Below are 15,211 nucleotides of genomic sequence, written 5' to 3' on the forward strand. Positions count from 1 at the left end.
TCAGCGTCCTCCGTCGAAGTGTTGATGCGTGGTGCCGGGGTGGGCGAGGGCGTCGCGCAGCCGAAGGCGATCATCGAACGGATGGACGATACCGCCTATCTGCTGTCCGGTCTCCGCTCCCTTGCCCGCGACCAGGACCGTGTCTCCCTCCTCCGCGAGCGCGGCAGCCAGCTCGATCGCCTCTCGTCGCCCGTCCACCTCATGGACCTGCGTCGATGCGTCCGTCGGCACGCCGTCGAGAATCTCATGCCGGATCGTCCGGGGATCCTCCGAACGAGGATTGTCATCGGTGACGACCACCACGTCCGACAGCGCGGCGGCCACTGCGCCCATGATCGGCCGCTTCCCGCGGTCCCTGTCGCCCCCTGCGCCCATCACGGTGATCAGCCGGCGCGTTCCGGGGATGGCCCGGAGCGTGGTGAGCGCCTGCTCGAGGGCATCGGGCGTGTGGGAGTAGTCCACGACCCCGCGCACCGGATGCGAGGCCACCAGCTCCATGCGTCCCGGCACGGTGCCGACCTGTCCGACGGCGTCGACAGCCGACCCGGCGGCGACGCCTGTCGCCTCCAGCAGCAGCACGGCGGCGAGGGCGTTGGCGACGTAGTGCCGTCCTGGCAGCGCGGCCCGGAGCGTGCGCGTCCCGTCCGGTCCGTCGACCTCGAAGAGGCTGCCGAAGCCGTCCGATCGCAGGTCCCGCGCTCGATGGTCGGCAGGGACGCCCGTGGTCGAGTAGGTGGTGACGGGGACCGTCGCCTCTCGGGCGAGCCGACGGCCCCACTCGTCGTCCACGCAGACCACGCCGCACCGGGCATGGTCAGGGGTCAGCAGGCTCGCCTTGGCGGCGTAGTAGTCCTCCATCGTGCCGTGGAAGTCCAGGTGGTCCTGGGTGAGGTTGGTGAAGCAGGCGACGTCGACGACGACCTCGTCGGCGCGATGCAGCACCAGCGCATGGGACGAGATCTCCATGGAGGCGACCTCGACGCCGTCCTCGACCATCCTCGCGAGAAGCCCGTGCAGCTCCGGTGCCTCCGGGGTCGTGCGCACCGTGCCGATGCGATGCTCGGCGCCGTCCGCCCCGCGGTACGCCGTCCCGGAGGTGCCGACGACCCCTGCCGGCCGCCCCAGGTGCTGCAGGGCGGCGGTGACGATCGTGGAGACGGAGGTCTTGCCGTTGGTCCCGGTGATCCCGATCGTCGTCAGCCGCTCCGAGGGTCTGCCGAAGACGATCGCGGCCGCCGGCGCCGCGGCACGTCGAGCATCGCCGACGACGATCGTCGGCAGTCCTGCGGCCCTGCAGCGCTCCGCTCCCTCGACATCGGTCAGAGCTGCGGCAGCTCCGCGCTCGACGGCCTGAGCGGCGAACTGAGCACCGTGGGCGTGCGCTCCGGGCAGTGCGCACCAGAGATCGCCGGGGAGCACGCTGCGGGAGTCGAGGGTGACGCCGTGCAGGACGACACCGGCGAGCTCGTCGATGCCGCCCTGTGCGCCCAGCCGTCCTGCCAGCTCGGCCGCATCGACCGCAGGCGCGGTGCGGGGGCGGGCCGGCTCCGGTGTCGTCGGGGCGGCTGCGTCGCGGGTGGTGTCGTCCACGTGGCCTTCCGGGGGATGCGTCGGGGAGTTCTGGGAGCCGCGCGACGGGCTGCTCGCGGGGCCGGGGACGCTCACCATGTGTTCTCCAGCTCTCGTCCCTCCACCCCGGTCGGGGCGATGCCCTGGTTCTGCAGCGAGAAGGCCATCAGGTCCGAGAACGCCGGGGCGGCCGCCGTGGTTCCGGAGATGAAGGTGTCCAGACCGAACAGGTAGACGCCGACGACGAGCTCGGGATCGTCGATCGGGGCCATCCCGATGAACGAGGCGGTGTAGGTGCCGTCGCTCACCTGTGCGGTGCCGGACTTCCCTCCCACTGCGTAGCCGCTGACGCTCGCGACGGACTCGCCGTCGACGATGTCGTTGTCCATCAGCTGGAGGATCGTCGCTGCGGTCTCGGCGGATACCGCGCGGGTCTGCGTGGGCTCTCCGAGAGAGCGGATGCTCCCATCTTCCTCGCGCACGCCCTTGACGATCGTCGGCTCGATCCGGACGCCGTCATTGGCGAAGGCTCCGACCGCGGCGACCATCTGCAGCGCGGTCACCGCATACCCCTGGCCGAAGGAGGTCGTCAGAGAGGTCCGCCCGTCCCAGCTGTCGGGATCTCTGAGTATGCCTCCCGATTCGCCCGGGAGGCCGATGCCGGTGAGCGAGCCGAGGCCGAACGCTGTGAGGTAGTCGTAGCGGGTCCGATCGGACATCGTCCTGGCGATCTGCACGGTTCCGACGTTGGAGGACTTCTTGAGCACTCCCGCGAGCGTCAGCTGCTCATCGGCGTGGTAGTGGGAGTCCTTGATGCGCTGGCCGTCGAAGTACATCTCGTACGGGATGTCGTACTCGCTGTCGACGTCAGCCGTGCCCTCCTCGAGCGCGGCCGCCATCGTGAACAGCTTTCCGGTGGAGCCCGGCTCGAACACGCTCGAGATGGAGCGGTTTCCGAGGTCCTCCGGATCGGCGGAGCCGTAGTCGTTGGGGTCGTAGGTGGGGCTGTCCGCCAGGGCAAGGACCTCTCCCGTGCGGGCGTTGTACACCACGGCGCTGCCGCCGGTCGCCCCCCACTCGTCGATCGCCTCCCCGAGGATCTCCTGGGCCTTCCACTGCAGATCCCGATCAATCGTGAGCACCAGGTCGCTTCCGTCGACGGCTGCGGTGGTGGTGCGCTTGCCGGTGGGGATGATCTGACCGCCGGCGCCGCGCTCATAACTGGTCTCGCCGTCGGTGCCGGCGAGCAGATCGTCATAGGTCAGCTCCGCACCGGCGAGGGCCGTCCCGTCGGAGCCGACGAAGCCGAGGACGTTGCCGGCGACCTCTCCCGCGGGGTAGATGCGGTCGGCCACCCGATCGGCGCCGATGCCGGGTATGCCCAGCGAGATGACCGCGTTGCGGACCGCCGGTTCGACGTTCTTCTCGAGATAGACGAAGCCGCGGTCGCCGGTCAGCGCTTCGACGGTGTCCGGAACGGTCCAGCCGAGGACGGGGGCCAGCTCCTCGGCCGCCGCCTCGATCCCGGTCGGTCCGTCCTGCGCGCTCTCCTTGTAGCTGTCGACCTGCAGCTGATTGACCCACAGGTCATATCGCTCCACAGAGCTGGCGAGCACTGCTCCGTCCCGGTCGGTGATGTCTCCGCGCAGAGCAGGGATGGTGCGGGTGACCGTGCGCTGCTTGACGGCCTCCTCGGCCCGCGCGCTCGCATCCAGCCCCTGCACCCAGACCAGTCGGCCGGCGATCAGCAGCACCGCGACCATGATCATGCTGACGACGAACCGGTGGCGGACAGCCGGTCGTCCGACCCGTGCACGCGGGATGCGCGGACGCACCACCGTCGTGGAGCGTCCGCGCGAGGACTGCCTCCCGGGCCGGGTGCCCGAGGAGCGACGCGGCGTCGATCCGTCGCGTCCGGTCCGACGGGTGGCCATGTCTCAGTCCCCCTCGTTGCCCATGCCGTGATAGGTGGTGGGCGAGTCGTAGATCTCCGCGACCGGGACGGAGTCGGTGACGGCATCGGCGTCGACCGCCGTGCCCTCCGTCGGGACGGTCTCACCCAGCACCGTACCGGTGTCGAGGTCGATGTACGCGGGGTCCGTCACGGGCACCATCCCCAGCTCGCGGGCCTGGCGCTCGAGCTCCTGAGGCGTCCCGAGTCGCTCGTTGGTCTCGGCCAGCGCCTGCTCCTCCTGGGTGAGGCGGCTGGACTGCGCCTCGAGACGGGTGATCTCGTAGCTGGTGTCCGACATCTCGATGTTCAGATACAGCAGCGCGGCGAGGGTCGCGGCGACGATCATCGTGCACAGCATCGTGAACGGCAGTGAGCTCGCGCTCGTGCGGGGCGAGGCGAGGACCGTCAGGCGGGGCTTCGGAGCGGTCGCGGGCGAGGAAGGGGCCCCGGTCTTGGGCGCGCGGACCGGACGGAGGGCGGCTGCGCGGACGGCTGACGTGCTTGCCATGTCAGTGGGCTCCCTCGGCGATGCGGATTCGGGTCAGGGCGCGGAGTCGGACGCTCGCCGCGCGGGGGTTGTGCTCGCGCTCGTCCGGGTCGGCCTGCAGGGCACCGCGGACGAGCGGGGCGAAGGTGGGCTTGTGCTCCTCGAGCTCCACCGGCAGCCCGGGCGGGGCCGACGAGCGGGTGCGCCTCCCGAAGGCCGTCTTGACCAGCCTGTCCTCGCCCGAGTGGTAGGACTCCACGACGATGCGACCGTCGAGGTTGAGCACGTCGAGCGCTCCGTCGATCGCCTGGGCGAGGATCTCCAGCTCGGCGTTGACCGCGATCCGCAGCGCCTGGAACGTGCGCTTGGCAGGATGCCCCCCGCTCGCCCTGGACGCTGCGGGGATGGCACGGTCCAGGAGCTCCACCAGCTCGCCGCTGCGCGTGAGCGGGCTGTGCTCCCGCTGCTCGACGATGCGTCGGGCGATGCGCTTGGCGAACCGCTCATCGCCGAGATCGCGCAGGATCCGCGCGATCTCCTGCTCCGGGAGGTCGCGCAGGAGGTCCGCGGCGGTCGGGGTGTCCGATGAGGTGTCCATGCGCATGTCCAGCGGGGCGTCCGCGGAGTAGGAGAACCCCCGATCCGGGGTGTCGATCTGGAAGCTCGACAGCCCGAGATCCATGATCACGCCGTCAGCCCCCTGCAGCCCGAGGTCATCGAGGACCTCGGGGATCTGGTCATAGGTGGCATGGACGAGCGTCGCCCGGTCCTCGTGGCCCGCGCGGGCGAGCCGTTCACGGGCGAGCTCGAGCGCCTGCGGGTCGCGATCGATGCCCACCAGGTGGGCCATCGGCGCGGCGTCGAGCACCGCGACCGCGTGCCCGGCCATGCCCAGAGTCCCGTCGACATGCACAGCACCCTCGTGCTGGAGGGCGGGAAGCAGCAGTCGGACGCATTCGTCCCGGAGGACGGGGACATGACGGTCCTGCGCCGGAGCGCTGTCCTGGGGCTGATCCATGGCACCCCTCCCGTGGTCGTGCTGCTGATGATTCGAATGGGTGGTGGTGACGACGTCCTGCTTCTCGACCGACGACCGTCCTGCCAGATTCCCCGTCGTTCCCGACCCGCCACCGGGGAAGTTGCGTCGGGGCGGGAACGACGAGAGGTCTCGCAGGACGGGCTGTCCGGCTCGACGGCCTCAGAAGAGTCCGGGGACCACCTCTTCCGCAGTCCGGGCGAAGCCCTCCTCCTTCTGCTCGAGGTAGGTCTCCCACGCGGGGAGGGACCAGATCTCGAGCCGATCCAGGGCCCCGATCACCGCGGTCTCCCGCTCCAGATCCGCGTAGCTGCGCAGATGTCCCGGGATGGTGATGCGGCCCTGCTTGTCCGGGACGACGTCCTCCGCTCCGGAGAGCAGCACACGCAGGTAGTCGCGCGTGCGCTGGTCCGTGGTGGGCGCCCGACGGGCCTCCTCGAGCTTCTGACTGAACTCGGCGATCGGATACACGGCGATGCAGTGCTCCTGACCGCGAGTCATGACCAGCCCCTCGGAGAGTTCGTCACGGAACTTCGCCGGGAAGATCAGGCGGCCCTTGTCGTCGAGCTTGGGCGTGTAGGTGCCGAGGAACATCTCGACCCCCTCTCACGTCCTGTGACCCGCGGTTCGAACCCTTCTCCTCCCAACGCGCCCCACTTTACCCCACTACCCCCCACCTTCCGCTAGCACACAGGGGCCACACCGACCGCTCTCCATAGTCATCGCAGGTCAAAGGCGTGGGAGTGAAGTGGAGGAGATTTCACATGCGAGCCGCCGGGCGCGTCGATCCTTCAGAGCGCTCGCGCACTCCGGACCCACGGACGCCTGCATCGACGCAGGTCAGAGCACGACTCCTAGAGGGCTGCCACTCAGTGGAGGGAAGTGGGGCACACCGGTGGTGGGAAGTGGGGATCCTGGGAGGACGCTGATCGCAGCTCCCGACGCACCGGTTCCTCCACAACCGCCTCCACGCTCGCCCCGGTCCCGTCGTGGCACGGCGCCGCAGCAGCGGATCGGAGGACCTTCGCTTCGGCCGAGGAGGTCCGGGCACGCTGCACGGGAATGGCCGGGCCGCGCCGCGCGGACGGGATCCGAGCATGACGAAGCCCCGGACCGCTGGATGCTGCTCCAGAGGACCCGGGGCTCAGAGGAAGGGGGAACGGGCGGAGCGGGGCACCCGGTTCCGTCATGGAGAGGAGGTCAGAGCGCGGACGTCTCCCCGGTCAGCGCAGACGTGAGCGGCGCGGACGTGAGCAGCTCTGATGGGCGGCCGACCGCCATCAGGCCGTCAGGCCGCGCTCAGCGATCGTCGCCGGCGCGCTTGTCCCAGCGCTCCTCCATGCGTCGCATGAAGCTCCCGCCGCCGTCGCGCGGGGTGGTGGGACGCGATCCGCCTCCCCCTCCGGAGCCGTCGTCGCTTCCGTCGCCGCGCGAGGACGCGGGCGCGGTCACCGCATAGACGGCACCCGCGAGCATTCCCAGGAAGGCGATCACGCCGAGCCAGACGGCCGGCAGGGAGACGGCGAGGACGAGGATCACGAGGCCGAGGACGACCCCTCCCAGTCCGATGACGACACGACGCCCGCTGCGTCCGTTCGTGCGGCGCGGCGAGAAGGCCCGCGCGAGGCGCGGATCCTCGGCGAAGAGCTGGCGCTCCATCTCATCGAGCATCTTCTGCTCGTGCTCAGACAGCGGCATGTTCCCGCTCCTTGTCCCGTCCTGGCACCCGGTCAGGGCACCACCGCCGATCTGTCATGGCGGTCTGCCGTCCTCGGCGGTCACACCAGTCTAGAGCTGTTCCGCGCAATCTGGTAACCGTACGTCGGACCGGTCACCGATCGGGACCCTGGTCCTCGTCCTCACCGCCACGACCTGGGCGTCCGCGGTCGATGCCGAGAGCGGATCCCCGGGTGAGGCTGCCGCCGCCGAAGCGTTCCAGAGCACGGTCCATCGCGACCTCGAGATCAGTCCACGTACCGGGCCGCTCGGAGAGCTCGACCTGCATCGGCGCATCACGGGAGGACGACAGGTGCTGGACCCTCACGCCAACGAGACGCACCCTCGGCATCCTGTGACGTTCTCGCTCCCAGAGGGCGACCACCTGCTCGCGCAGGCGCTCGCCGCTCGAGGTGGGCTGGGCCAATGTGCTCGAGCGCGTCAGGGTGGTGCCGTCGGGGGCTCGGAGCTTGAGGACGACCGTGCGTGCGATCTGGGAACTTCGGCGGAGCTGATGGGCGACCTCATCAGCCATCGCGGTGATCCGTCGCCGGACCTCCTCGGCATCCACGACATCCTCGTCCCAGGTGCGCTCGGTCCCGAGAGAGCGATCCCTGACCTCTCGCCCCAGTCCCGTGCGATCGGTGCCCTCGGCGATGCTCAGGATCTCGGACGTGCGGGGCCCGAGGACTCGCACGAGCGTCGTGGGCGGGATCTCGCGCAGCTGACCGACGGTCCTCACCCCGATCCGCTCGAGGCCCGCACGCGCTCTGGGCCCGATGCCGGAGATCACGGAGACCGGCAGCGGCGCGAGGAAGTCGGCCGTGCTGTCCGCGGGGACGATCAGCATGCCGTCGGGCTTGGCGCGGGCGGACGCTATCTTCGCGACGGCCCGTGAGACCGATCCGCCCACGGAGCTCGGCAGTCCCAGCTCCTGCCGGATGCGCTCCCGCAGCAGCGCCCCGATCTCTGCGGGGCCTCCGAACAGCCTCCGTGCACCGCGCACATCGAGGAACGCCTCGTCGACGCTGATCTGGTCGATCTCCGCGACGACGTCCCGCAGGATCGCCATCACCTGTGCGGACACGCTGCGGTAGTGGTCGGTCCTCGGCGCCACGATGACCAGATCCGGGGCCATCCGACGCGCCGTGGCCATCGGCATCGCCGAGCGGATGCCGCGCTCCCGGGCCGGATAGCTGGCTGCGGCGACCACTCCCCTCGCCCCTGCGCCCCCGACCACGACCGGCAGCCCTCTGAGGGCCGGATCGTCCCGGACCTCGATCGACGCGAAGAACGCGTCCATGTCCAGGTGAAGGATGCCCGGAACCTCCTTCTGCGGTCCCGCCCCTCCATTCGCGCGCATGCCGTGGACTCTACCGGCGTCTGCCGGACTCCACCCGGATCGCCCTCATCACCCGGCGAGCGCCGTGATCCGTGAGGGGAGGTCCTCCAGGAGGATCTCCCCCACACGCTGCAGATGCGCTCGGGTGCCCTCGACATGCTCCGCGAGGAGCAGGGTCTCAGGCTGCGCCGACGGATCGCGATCGAGCCGAGCACGCTCCGTGACCAGGGGCACGAGCTCGGCGGCACGATCCCGCCCTTCGACGTCGATGCGGGCCAGGGCGACCCACACGTTCAGCGGGAGTCGTCGGCGCCGATCGCGGTTGGCACGAGCGACCAGCACCCCCGCCCCGCGCAGAGCTGCTCGGTGGACGAGCTCGAACGCCGCACGCGGATCCTCTTCGAGGAGTGCTTCACCCGCGGTGAGCATCTGCCGAGCGCGGTGGAGGTCGGCCTGATCCGCATCGAAGCGTGCCAGCACCGTGCGCACGGCCGGCCCGCCCGGCGCCGATCCGCGCTGTCCGATGTCTCTGACCATCGCTCCTCCTCAGCTCGTCCTCACCTCGTCATCGCCCTCTCCGGATCGGTGCCGGTCTCCCGCGCCACCGATCCATCCGGGCTGAGCCCCACGCTAGGCGGATGGTCCGACACAGGAAGCAGCTGGACCGTCCTTGTGGACGGTCGGACGATGGGGAGGAGCTGACAAGGGCTCTGAAGAGCCGGCGAGTACATCTAGAGTTGCCGGATGCCCCGCCGACAGCCCCAGCGCAGCGCATCCTTCGACCGCCTCGGCCCGCTGGACACCCCCATACCGATCTCCACCGGCACCGCAGAGATCAGCACCGAGACCGACGGGTCCGTCCTCCTCCAGGTCAACGGAGTCCCGTCCTCCCATCTGCATCCCGATCCCGAGCACCTCGTCTTCGAGTACATGCGTTGGATGATGATCGTCATCACGCACCATCTCGAGGGCGACCGCATGCGACCCGGAGGCCCAGCCGAGCGCGCTCCGTCCGGCGCCGCCGAGGGCGCCTCCCCCCAGATCGCGCACCTCGGAGGGGCAGGCTGCTCGCTCCCACGGGCGATCGCTTCGCGCTCCCCGCGATCACGCCAGATCGTCGTCGAGCTCGACGCGCTGCTGGCCGAGCGCGTGCGCGAGTGGTTCGACCTGCCTCGGTCGCCCCAGCTGCGCATCCGCGTCGACGACGCCGCGGCGGCCCTCGCCGCGTGGCGCGACGACCGATTCGACGTCCTGGTGCGCGATGTCTTCGCCGGCGACACGACTCCTCGGTCCCTCATCGGCTCCCGGGCGGCGCAGCATGCGGCGCGAGTCCTCAAGGACGGAGGCATATACCTCGCCAACTGCGCCGCTCCCCCGGGCACCCGGCTCCTTGCCGATGAGCTGGCCACGCTCTCACTGGCCTTCCCGCACGTCGGCGTGATCGCTGAGCCGGCCCATCTCTCCGGCAAGCGCCGCGGGAACTGCGTGCTGATGGCGTCGAGCAGGCCCCTGCCCGAGGGAGTGGATCGGGCGCTGCGCTCCGATGCCGTATCCGTGCGCCTTGCCAGGCCTGAGCAGGTCGAGCAGATCCGACGCTCGGGCAGGGTGCTCGAGGACGGCTGACCGCAGCACCGGACGGGCGCCGGCCAGCGACAGCGGCCGGTCGACTCTCGTCCGCAGACGGCGATGGCCTTCCGCGGATGGCGATGCCCTCCAGCGAGAGCAGGAACGGAGGACGGGTCGGTCAGGAGCTCTCGCTCCTGACCGACCCGTCGTCGCTTCTGTTCCCGAGGGTTCTCAGAGAGGGCGGACCTGCTCGGCCTGCGGACCCTTCTCCCCCTGGGTGACCTCGAACTCCACACGCTGTCCCTCATCGAGGGAGCGGTAGCCGTCCATGTCGATCTTGCTGTGGTGGACGAAGACGTCAGCGCCGCCCCCGTCGATCTCGATGAAGCCGTAGCCCTTCTCGGAGTTGAACCACTTGACCGAGCCCTGTGCCATACCTGTCACTTCCTGTGTCGTCCATCAACGGCCGCCCATGCGACCTGGTGCCGCGTGAAGCCGTCCCCCGTGGAACGGGTGGCATCAGGCTTGTGCCGTCCTTGTGCCGGGGAACCGACGACGGACTGTCCTGCTGGACCTGCATCACCGCAACGTGCCCATTCTGGCACGGCCGTGGCCCCGTTCACACTGATCAGCGAAGGTGCCGGTCACGAAGCCGTAACGAACACCGGGAGGAACCGGACGAAGCCGGCGTCATCGGCGCTCTGAGTGGCCCGCAGAGGCTCGCAAGGACCCGCACAGAGGCTCACACGGAGTCGTCGGGCCCTGCCGAGGCGTCGGGGCCCCTGCCGTCCCGGTCGGCCAGGAAGCGCTCGAAGCGGTCGCCCAGCTCCTCGGCGGTCGGGAGATCCATCGTGGTCGCGAGAGGAGAGTCGTCCCCCTCCTTCATCGCGTCGTACTGCTGCTCGAGCGCGGTGACTATCTGGCGCACCTCGGCGTTGTGGACCAGCGTCGACTCGATCGCCGCCGTCGCCGCCTCTGTCAGATCCCCGAGATCGACCAGGGGCAGATCCAGGCCCGTCGCACCGCTGACCCGCCGAAGCAGGGCGAGGGCGCCGGCGGGGAAGTCGGTCCTGGTGAGATAGTGCGGGACCTGGGCGGCGAAGCCCATCGCCGGGTGGTCGGACCGACCCAGCTCGAGCTCGAGCAGGGCGCCGAAGGCGGCCGGCACCCCGATGTCGGTCTCATCATCGTCCTCGGGCCCCACCTCACGGATGCCGGACATGTCGATCCCGGCGAGCATCGAGGGATCGTTGGCATGGGCGAACAGACCGATGGGGCGCGTATGCGGGACGGCCATCGGGATCGCCTGCATCCCGACCACGCGGTCCACGTCGAAGAACTCGACGAGATCGATGATCGCCTGTGCGAAGCGGCGCCACTGGAGATCGGGCTCCGGGCCGTCGAGGAAGAGGAAGGGGCGATCCGACTCGTCGTACATGAGCGAGAGCGTGACCTCGGGGACATCGACGGAGGTGTAGCTGAGGCCATCGAACCTGGCCTGCGGTCGCGAGCCCCGGTAGTCCAGGAGCTCGTCGGCGTCGAACCTCACCAGACGCATATGACGCAGCTCATCGCGCAGGTAGGTCGCCGCGATGCGGCACGCACCCCCGGCATCCACCATCCCCGGCAGAGCATGGACGAGCGTCAGCTCTCCCCTGGGAACGGCATCGAGGACCTCCGGGTCCTCGAAGGCGTAGAGATCGCGCGGGTCCCGCATCGGCGTCTCCTCCCTCGCGGCCTCCCGGATGGCACACGCACCCAGGCCCGTCCACCATAATGGACCACCGCGCTCTGCCGGACCGGGGTCTCCCAGGGACGGCGGCGCACCCGAGGAGACCGTGAGGGGAAGCATGTCCGTGGACGCCGCTGAACAGCAGTTCACCAGGGAGCTCGCTCGCGAGCAGTCGTACGCGGATCGGCTGTACGAGCGGCTCGACGAGCTCATCGCTCAGGTGGAGCGCAATCTCGATCGCATCCAGGCGTCCCAGCACGCCTCCACCCATCAGAACCGCTCCGAGCGGGACTCGTTCATGGCCCTGTACGAGGACCGCCTCGCGCTTCTTCGCTCCGTCAGCCGGGCGGTGGTCTTCGGGCGCCTGGACACCGACGACGGCGCGCGTCGCTACATCGGCCGCATCGGCCTGTTCACGCCGGAGCGCGAGCAGCTCCTCGTGGACTGGCGCGCTCCCGCCGCCTCTGCGTTCTACCAGGCCACCTCGGCAGACCCTCAGGGGGTGCGGCTGCGCCGGCATCTGATCAGCCGCGGACGCACGATCACGGGTCTCGAGGACGATGTCCTGGACTCCTCGGTGCTCGAGGACGGCCACGATGTCGTCCTGCAGGGCGAGGGCGCTCTGCTCGCCGCAGTCTCCGGCCAGCGCACCGGCCGCATGGGCGACATCGTCGCCACCATCCAGGGCGAGCAGGACCGCATCATCCGCTCGGAGAACCGGGGAGTGCTCGTGGTGCAGGGCGGCCCGGGCACCGGGAAGACCGCCGTCGCCCTGCATCGCGCCGCATACCTGCTGTACACGCATCGCCGCCGGCTGGAGCACACGGGGGTGCTGATCATGGCGCCCACGCAGGGCTTCCTGCGCTACATCGAGCGGGTGCTGCCGAGCCTCGGCGAGTCTGGCGTCGTGATGATGACTCCGGGGACCCTCTTCCCGGGGATAGAGACGAGCATCCACGACGAGGACGAGGTCGCCCGTGTGAAGGGTGACGCCGCGATGGCGGAGCTGCTCGCGCGCGCCGTCAAGCAGCGCCAGAGGATCCCTGCACGCGATGTCCGCCTGCGCATCGACGGGACGGAGTTCGTCCTGACACGGGAGGACGTGCGCTCTGCGCGCCGCGATGCCCGTTCCGCGCACAAGCCGCACAACGCCGCTCGAGCCGTCTTCGTGCGCTCTGCGCTGGATCGGCTCGCCGAGCGCTACGAAGCTGCGCTCAAGGCCGCCGGACGCACCGTCGTGCCCGAGGACCGCCCCGACATCCTTGCCGATCTGCGGCACGACCCCGACGTGCGTCGCGAGCTGAATCTCGCCTGGCTGCCGTACACGCCGCAAGGGTTCCTGAGGGTCCTCCTCTCACGACCCGATCGCCTGCGCGCCGCTGCTCCGCGCGCTCTCGCTGAGAAGATCGACCTCCTGGTCAGACCCAAGGATTCACCGTGGACGGTCGAGGACGTCCCCCTCCTCGATGAGATCGCCGAGATCCTCGGAGAGGACTCCGCACCCGAAGAGGCCCGCGCCAGGGACGCCGCAGAGCGGCGCGAGGCGGACGTCGACTACGCCCGCAAGGTGCTCGAGAGCTTCGATACCTCCGGCATGATCCGAGCAGAGGATCTCGCCGACCAGGTCAATCGGGTGCGGGACGGTCGCACGCTCGCTGAGCGCGCTTCATCGGAGCGCTCGTGGACGTACGGCCACGTCGTCGTCGACGAGGCTCAGGAGCATTCACCGATGAGCTGGCGCGCTCTGATGCGCCGCTGCCCCACCAAGTCGTTCACCGTCGTCGGCGACGTCGCCCAGACCTCGTCGGCCGGCGGCACCAGCTCCTGGCAGTCAGCCCTCGCCCCCTACATCCAGGACCGCCTCCAGGTCGAGCGCCTGACGGTCAACTACCGGACGCCGGCGACGATCATGAAGCACGCCCTGGGTATGGCCCATGCGCATGACCTCCCCGTGACCACGGTGACGTCCGTGCGCGAGGGCGAGCGAGGCGCCGCCATCGAACGGTCCGCAGCCGATGCGCTGGAGAGCACCGCCGCCCAGCAGGTGTCGATGCTGCACGCGGAAGGGATCGGCCGGATTGCCGTCATCATCGCCGAGCATCGGATTCCCGAGCAGGTGCGCGCTCTGCATGCGAGCACCGGCGTCTCCGCGGTGGGATCGGGCTCCTCTGGCGTGGACGACGAGATCTCGGTGATGACAGCGAAGGACGCGAAGGGCCTGGAATTCGATGCCGTGGTCGTGGTGGAGCCCGCCGAGCTGGTGGACGAGCACGGCGCGGGCGACCTCTACGTGGCCATGACCCGTCCCACTGCGCACCTCGGACTCGTGCACGCACGGCCGCTGCCCGCGGGCATCGTCGGCGACAGCAGCATCTGAGCTCGGAGCGGAGCAGCGGGGCACGGCATGGCATCGCCGAGAGGATGCTGCTCGGACTGGAGCAATGCGGTCCGCCGACGGAGCCTCCGGAGAAGCGATCGGCGGCCGTGGCTTCCCCTCCACGACCGCCGATCTGATGTGCGCCTCGACGGCGCACGACGGATATCTTACGCACAGTCCGCACACCGGGGACCCACTGTTCCGATCAAGCTGAGAACTGCATCACATTCGGCGCGGATTCCACACCTCCACGTAGGGTGACCTGCGCAGATGCCACCATGGGACCGACAGCAGCGGAGGCCGCCGACCCCTTGCGCACGGACGAGCTCGGCTCGTCGGCCCTCACCTCTCAGCCGGCGCGGCGGTCTCCTCGCGAAGTCGTGCGATGGCGGACTCGAAGTCCTCGAGCGAGTCGAAGGACTGATAGACGCTCGCGAAGCGCAGGTATGCGACCAGATCGAGCTCCTTGAGCGGCTGCAGGATCGCCAGCCCCACCCCATGGGCCTCGATCTCGGCCTGCCCGCTCGCCCGGATGTCCTCCTCGACCCGCTGCGCAAGCACGGCCAGCTGATCATCGCTCACCGGCCGCCCTTGGCACGCCTTGCGCACCCCGGAGATCACCTTGCCGCGGCTGAACGGCTCGCTCACACCGGACCGCTTGATGACCGACAGGGACGCGGTCTCGGTGGTCGAGAACCGGCGGGAGCAGTTCGGGCACTGCCGACGGCGTCGGATCGTCGATCCGTCATCGGACGTCCGGGAGTCCACGACCCGCGAGTCGGGGTGACGGCAGAAGGGACAGTGCATCCCCCTAGACTACCGGGCCCTCCGGCGGCAGGGCCATCAGTCCTCGAGAGCCCCCGATGCAGGAAGCACGATCTGCTGGCCCGCGGTCACCCTGCCGGTGGGCAGATGGTTCAGCGTGCGCAGCTGCGCGATGTACTCCTGCTCGCTGACCCCCTCGGGCGCGAAGCGCTCCGCGTAGCCCCACAGGGTGTCGCCCGCAGCGACCGTGACGACCTCCCCCTCAGCCTCCTCCTGGCCGGCCAGGGCGCTGGGCACGTCGAAGGCCAGGATCAGCACGCTCGCCACGAGGAGGCCCAGCAGGAAGGCGAGGGCGGCGAGTACAGTGCGGCCGCGCCGCGTGATCTCCAGCCGGACGCTCGAAGGAGCCGCGGCGGCATCGCGACCCGACTCCGGGGAGCCGGTCGCCACAGGGCCGCGCGCTGCGGAGCGCCCCGCGGAAGGGGCGCCCGCCGCAGCCGCCGTCGCCTCGCCCCGGACAGGGAGGGAGATGATCCGCGCCTGCTGCGCAGCGATCCCGGACGTCGCGGGGACGGTCATGTGCGTCTGCATATCCGAACTCCTGTTCGATCGAACCTCTGTGCGAGAGTAGGTCAGGCATTGGCGACGCGCAAGACCTATCTCGAAC

14 protein-coding genes are annotated in these 15,211 nt (G+C 69.9%); 2 read left to right on the forward strand and 12 right to left on the reverse strand.

Annotated features, from left to right (window positions below; translation table 11 throughout):
* From ACZ5AJ_RS08905 to ACZ5AJ_RS08940, 8 genes are all read right to left on the reverse strand, one after another.
* Window positions 1-1,668, reverse strand: a complete 1,668-nt coding sequence (locus ACZ5AJ_RS08905) for a UDP-N-acetylmuramoyl-L-alanyl-D-glutamate--2,6-diaminopimelate ligase (RefSeq protein ID WP_464133013.1) — start codon at window positions 1,666-1,668, stop codon at window positions 1-3.
* Entirely contained in the window at window positions 1,662-3,503 is a 1,842-nt protein-coding gene (locus ACZ5AJ_RS08910) for a peptidoglycan D,D-transpeptidase FtsI family protein (protein WP_464133018.1), read from the reverse strand. The genes ACZ5AJ_RS08905 and ACZ5AJ_RS08910 overlap by 7 nt, the downstream gene beginning before the upstream one ends.
* A gap of 3 nt (window positions 3,504-3,506) precedes the next feature.
* Entirely contained in the window at window positions 3,507-4,031 is a 525-nt protein-coding gene (gene ftsL, locus ACZ5AJ_RS08915) for a cell division protein FtsL (protein ID WP_464133022.1), read from the reverse strand.
* A 1-nt stretch (window position 4,032) separates the two neighbouring features.
* Window positions 4,033-5,028: a 16S rRNA (cytosine(1402)-N(4))-methyltransferase RsmH gene (gene rsmH, locus ACZ5AJ_RS08920; RefSeq protein ID WP_464133026.1), complete on the reverse strand. Its 996-nt coding sequence runs from the start codon at window positions 5,026-5,028 to the stop codon at window positions 4,033-4,035.
* Between the two features lie 180 nt (window positions 5,029-5,208).
* The gene (gene mraZ / locus ACZ5AJ_RS08925) at window positions 5,209-5,640 is read right to left on the reverse strand and encodes a division/cell wall cluster transcriptional repressor MraZ (RefSeq protein WP_464133030.1); all 432 of its coding nucleotides are present in this window, start codon (window positions 5,638-5,640) and stop codon (window positions 5,209-5,211) included.
* A gap of 705 nt (window positions 5,641-6,345) precedes the next feature.
* Window positions 6,346-6,744, reverse strand: coding sequence for a DUF3040 domain-containing protein (locus ACZ5AJ_RS08930; protein WP_464133035.1), 399 nt, complete (start codon window positions 6,742-6,744; stop codon window positions 6,346-6,348).
* A gap of 133 nt (window positions 6,745-6,877) precedes the next feature.
* Window positions 6,878-8,125 carry a DNA polymerase IV gene (gene dinB, locus ACZ5AJ_RS08935; protein ID WP_464133040.1) on the reverse strand — a complete coding sequence of 416 codons (1,248 nt, stop codon included), beginning with the start codon at window positions 8,123-8,125 and terminating at the stop codon, window positions 6,878-6,880.
* Between the two features lie 48 nt (window positions 8,126-8,173).
* Window positions 8,174-8,641 carry an SAV_6107 family HEPN domain-containing protein gene (locus ACZ5AJ_RS08940; RefSeq protein WP_464133044.1) on the reverse strand — a complete coding sequence of 156 codons (468 nt, stop codon included), beginning with the start codon at window positions 8,639-8,641 and terminating at the stop codon, window positions 8,174-8,176.
* Between the two features lie 207 nt (window positions 8,642-8,848).
* On the opposite strand from ACZ5AJ_RS08940, the gene ACZ5AJ_RS08945 reads away from it, so the two are divergent.
* Window positions 8,849-9,727, forward strand: a complete 879-nt coding sequence (locus ACZ5AJ_RS08945; protein WP_464133048.1) for a spermidine synthase — start codon at window positions 8,849-8,851, stop codon at window positions 9,725-9,727.
* Window positions 9,728-9,901: 174 nt separating this feature from the next.
* On the opposite strand, the gene ACZ5AJ_RS08950 is transcribed toward ACZ5AJ_RS08945, so the two are convergent.
* Together ACZ5AJ_RS08950 and ACZ5AJ_RS08955 are read right to left on the reverse strand one after the other, a co-directional pair.
* Window positions 9,902-10,105: a cold-shock protein gene (locus ACZ5AJ_RS08950; RefSeq protein WP_464133052.1), complete on the reverse strand. Its 204-nt coding sequence runs from the start codon at window positions 10,103-10,105 to the stop codon at window positions 9,902-9,904.
* A 307-nt stretch (window positions 10,106-10,412) separates the two neighbouring features.
* Window positions 10,413-11,387 (reverse strand): proteasome assembly chaperone family protein, encoded by a 975-nt coding sequence (locus ACZ5AJ_RS08955; protein WP_464133057.1) that lies wholly within the window; start codon window positions 11,385-11,387, stop codon window positions 10,413-10,415.
* A 133-nt stretch (window positions 11,388-11,520) separates the two neighbouring features.
* Between ACZ5AJ_RS08955 and ACZ5AJ_RS08960 the strand changes: the two genes are divergently transcribed.
* Window positions 11,521-13,779, forward strand: a complete 2,259-nt coding sequence (locus tag ACZ5AJ_RS08960) for a HelD family protein (protein WP_464138729.1) — start codon at window positions 11,521-11,523, stop codon at window positions 13,777-13,779.
* 342 nt (window positions 13,780-14,121) lie between these two features.
* On the opposite strand, the gene nrdR is transcribed toward ACZ5AJ_RS08960, so the two are convergent.
* Together nrdR and ACZ5AJ_RS08970 are read right to left on the reverse strand one after the other, a co-directional pair.
* The gene (gene nrdR / locus ACZ5AJ_RS08965) at window positions 14,122-14,586 is read right to left on the reverse strand and encodes a transcriptional regulator NrdR (RefSeq protein ID WP_464133061.1); all 465 of its coding nucleotides are present in this window, start codon (window positions 14,584-14,586) and stop codon (window positions 14,122-14,124) included.
* Between the two features lie 36 nt (window positions 14,587-14,622).
* The gene (locus ACZ5AJ_RS08970) at window positions 14,623-15,135 is read right to left on the reverse strand and encodes a LysM peptidoglycan-binding domain-containing protein (protein ID WP_464133065.1); all 513 of its coding nucleotides are present in this window, start codon (window positions 15,133-15,135) and stop codon (window positions 14,623-14,625) included.
* Window positions 15,136-15,211 lie beyond the last annotated feature (76 nt).

It is taken from the genome of Brachybacterium zhongshanense (assembly GCF_055385755.1).

What these genes read in the sequence shown, in the direction of transcription:
- ACZ5AJ_RS08905 (WP_464133013.1), bottom strand. Translation starts at nt 1,668, where the DNA reads ATGGTGAGCGTCCCCGGCCCCGCGAGCAGCCCGTCGCGCGGCTCCCAG.
- ACZ5AJ_RS08910 (WP_464133018.1), bottom strand. Translation starts at nt 3,503, where the DNA reads ATGGCCACCCGTCGGACCGGACGCGACGGATCGACGCCGCGTCGCTCC.
- ftsL (WP_464133022.1), bottom strand. Translation starts at nt 4,031, where the DNA reads ATGGCAAGCACGTCAGCCGTCCGCGCAGCCGCCCTCCGTCCGGTCCGC.
- rsmH (WP_464133026.1), bottom strand. Translation starts at nt 5,028, where the DNA reads ATGGATCAGCCCCAGGACAGCGCTCCGGCGCAGGACCGTCATGTCCCC.
- mraZ (WP_464133030.1), bottom strand. Translation starts at nt 5,640, where the DNA reads ATGTTCCTCGGCACCTACACGCCCAAGCTCGACGACAAGGGCCGCCTG.
- ACZ5AJ_RS08930 (WP_464133035.1), bottom strand. Translation starts at nt 6,744, where the DNA reads ATGCCGCTGTCTGAGCACGAGCAGAAGATGCTCGATGAGATGGAGCGC.
- dinB (WP_464133040.1), bottom strand. Translation starts at nt 8,125, where the DNA reads ATGCGCGCGAATGGAGGGGCGGGACCGCAGAAGGAGGTTCCGGGCATC.
- ACZ5AJ_RS08940 (WP_464133044.1), bottom strand. Translation starts at nt 8,641, where the DNA reads ATGGTCAGAGACATCGGACAGCGCGGATCGGCGCCGGGCGGGCCGGCC.
- ACZ5AJ_RS08945 (WP_464133048.1), top strand. Translation starts at nt 8,849, where the DNA reads ATGCCCCGCCGACAGCCCCAGCGCAGCGCATCCTTCGACCGCCTCGGC.
- ACZ5AJ_RS08950 (WP_464133052.1), bottom strand. Translation starts at nt 10,105, where the DNA reads ATGGCACAGGGCTCGGTCAAGTGGTTCAACTCCGAGAAGGGCTACGGC.
- ACZ5AJ_RS08955 (WP_464133057.1), bottom strand. Translation starts at nt 11,387, where the DNA reads ATGCGGGACCCGCGCGATCTCTACGCCTTCGAGGACCCGGAGGTCCTC.
- ACZ5AJ_RS08960 (WP_464138729.1), top strand. Translation starts at nt 11,521, where the DNA reads ATGTCCGTGGACGCCGCTGAACAGCAGTTCACCAGGGAGCTCGCTCGC.
- nrdR (WP_464133061.1), bottom strand. Translation starts at nt 14,586, where the DNA reads ATGCACTGTCCCTTCTGCCGTCACCCCGACTCGCGGGTCGTGGACTCC.
- ACZ5AJ_RS08970 (WP_464133065.1), bottom strand. Translation starts at nt 15,135, where the DNA reads ATGCAGACGCACATGACCGTCCCCGCGACGTCCGGGATCGCTGCGCAG.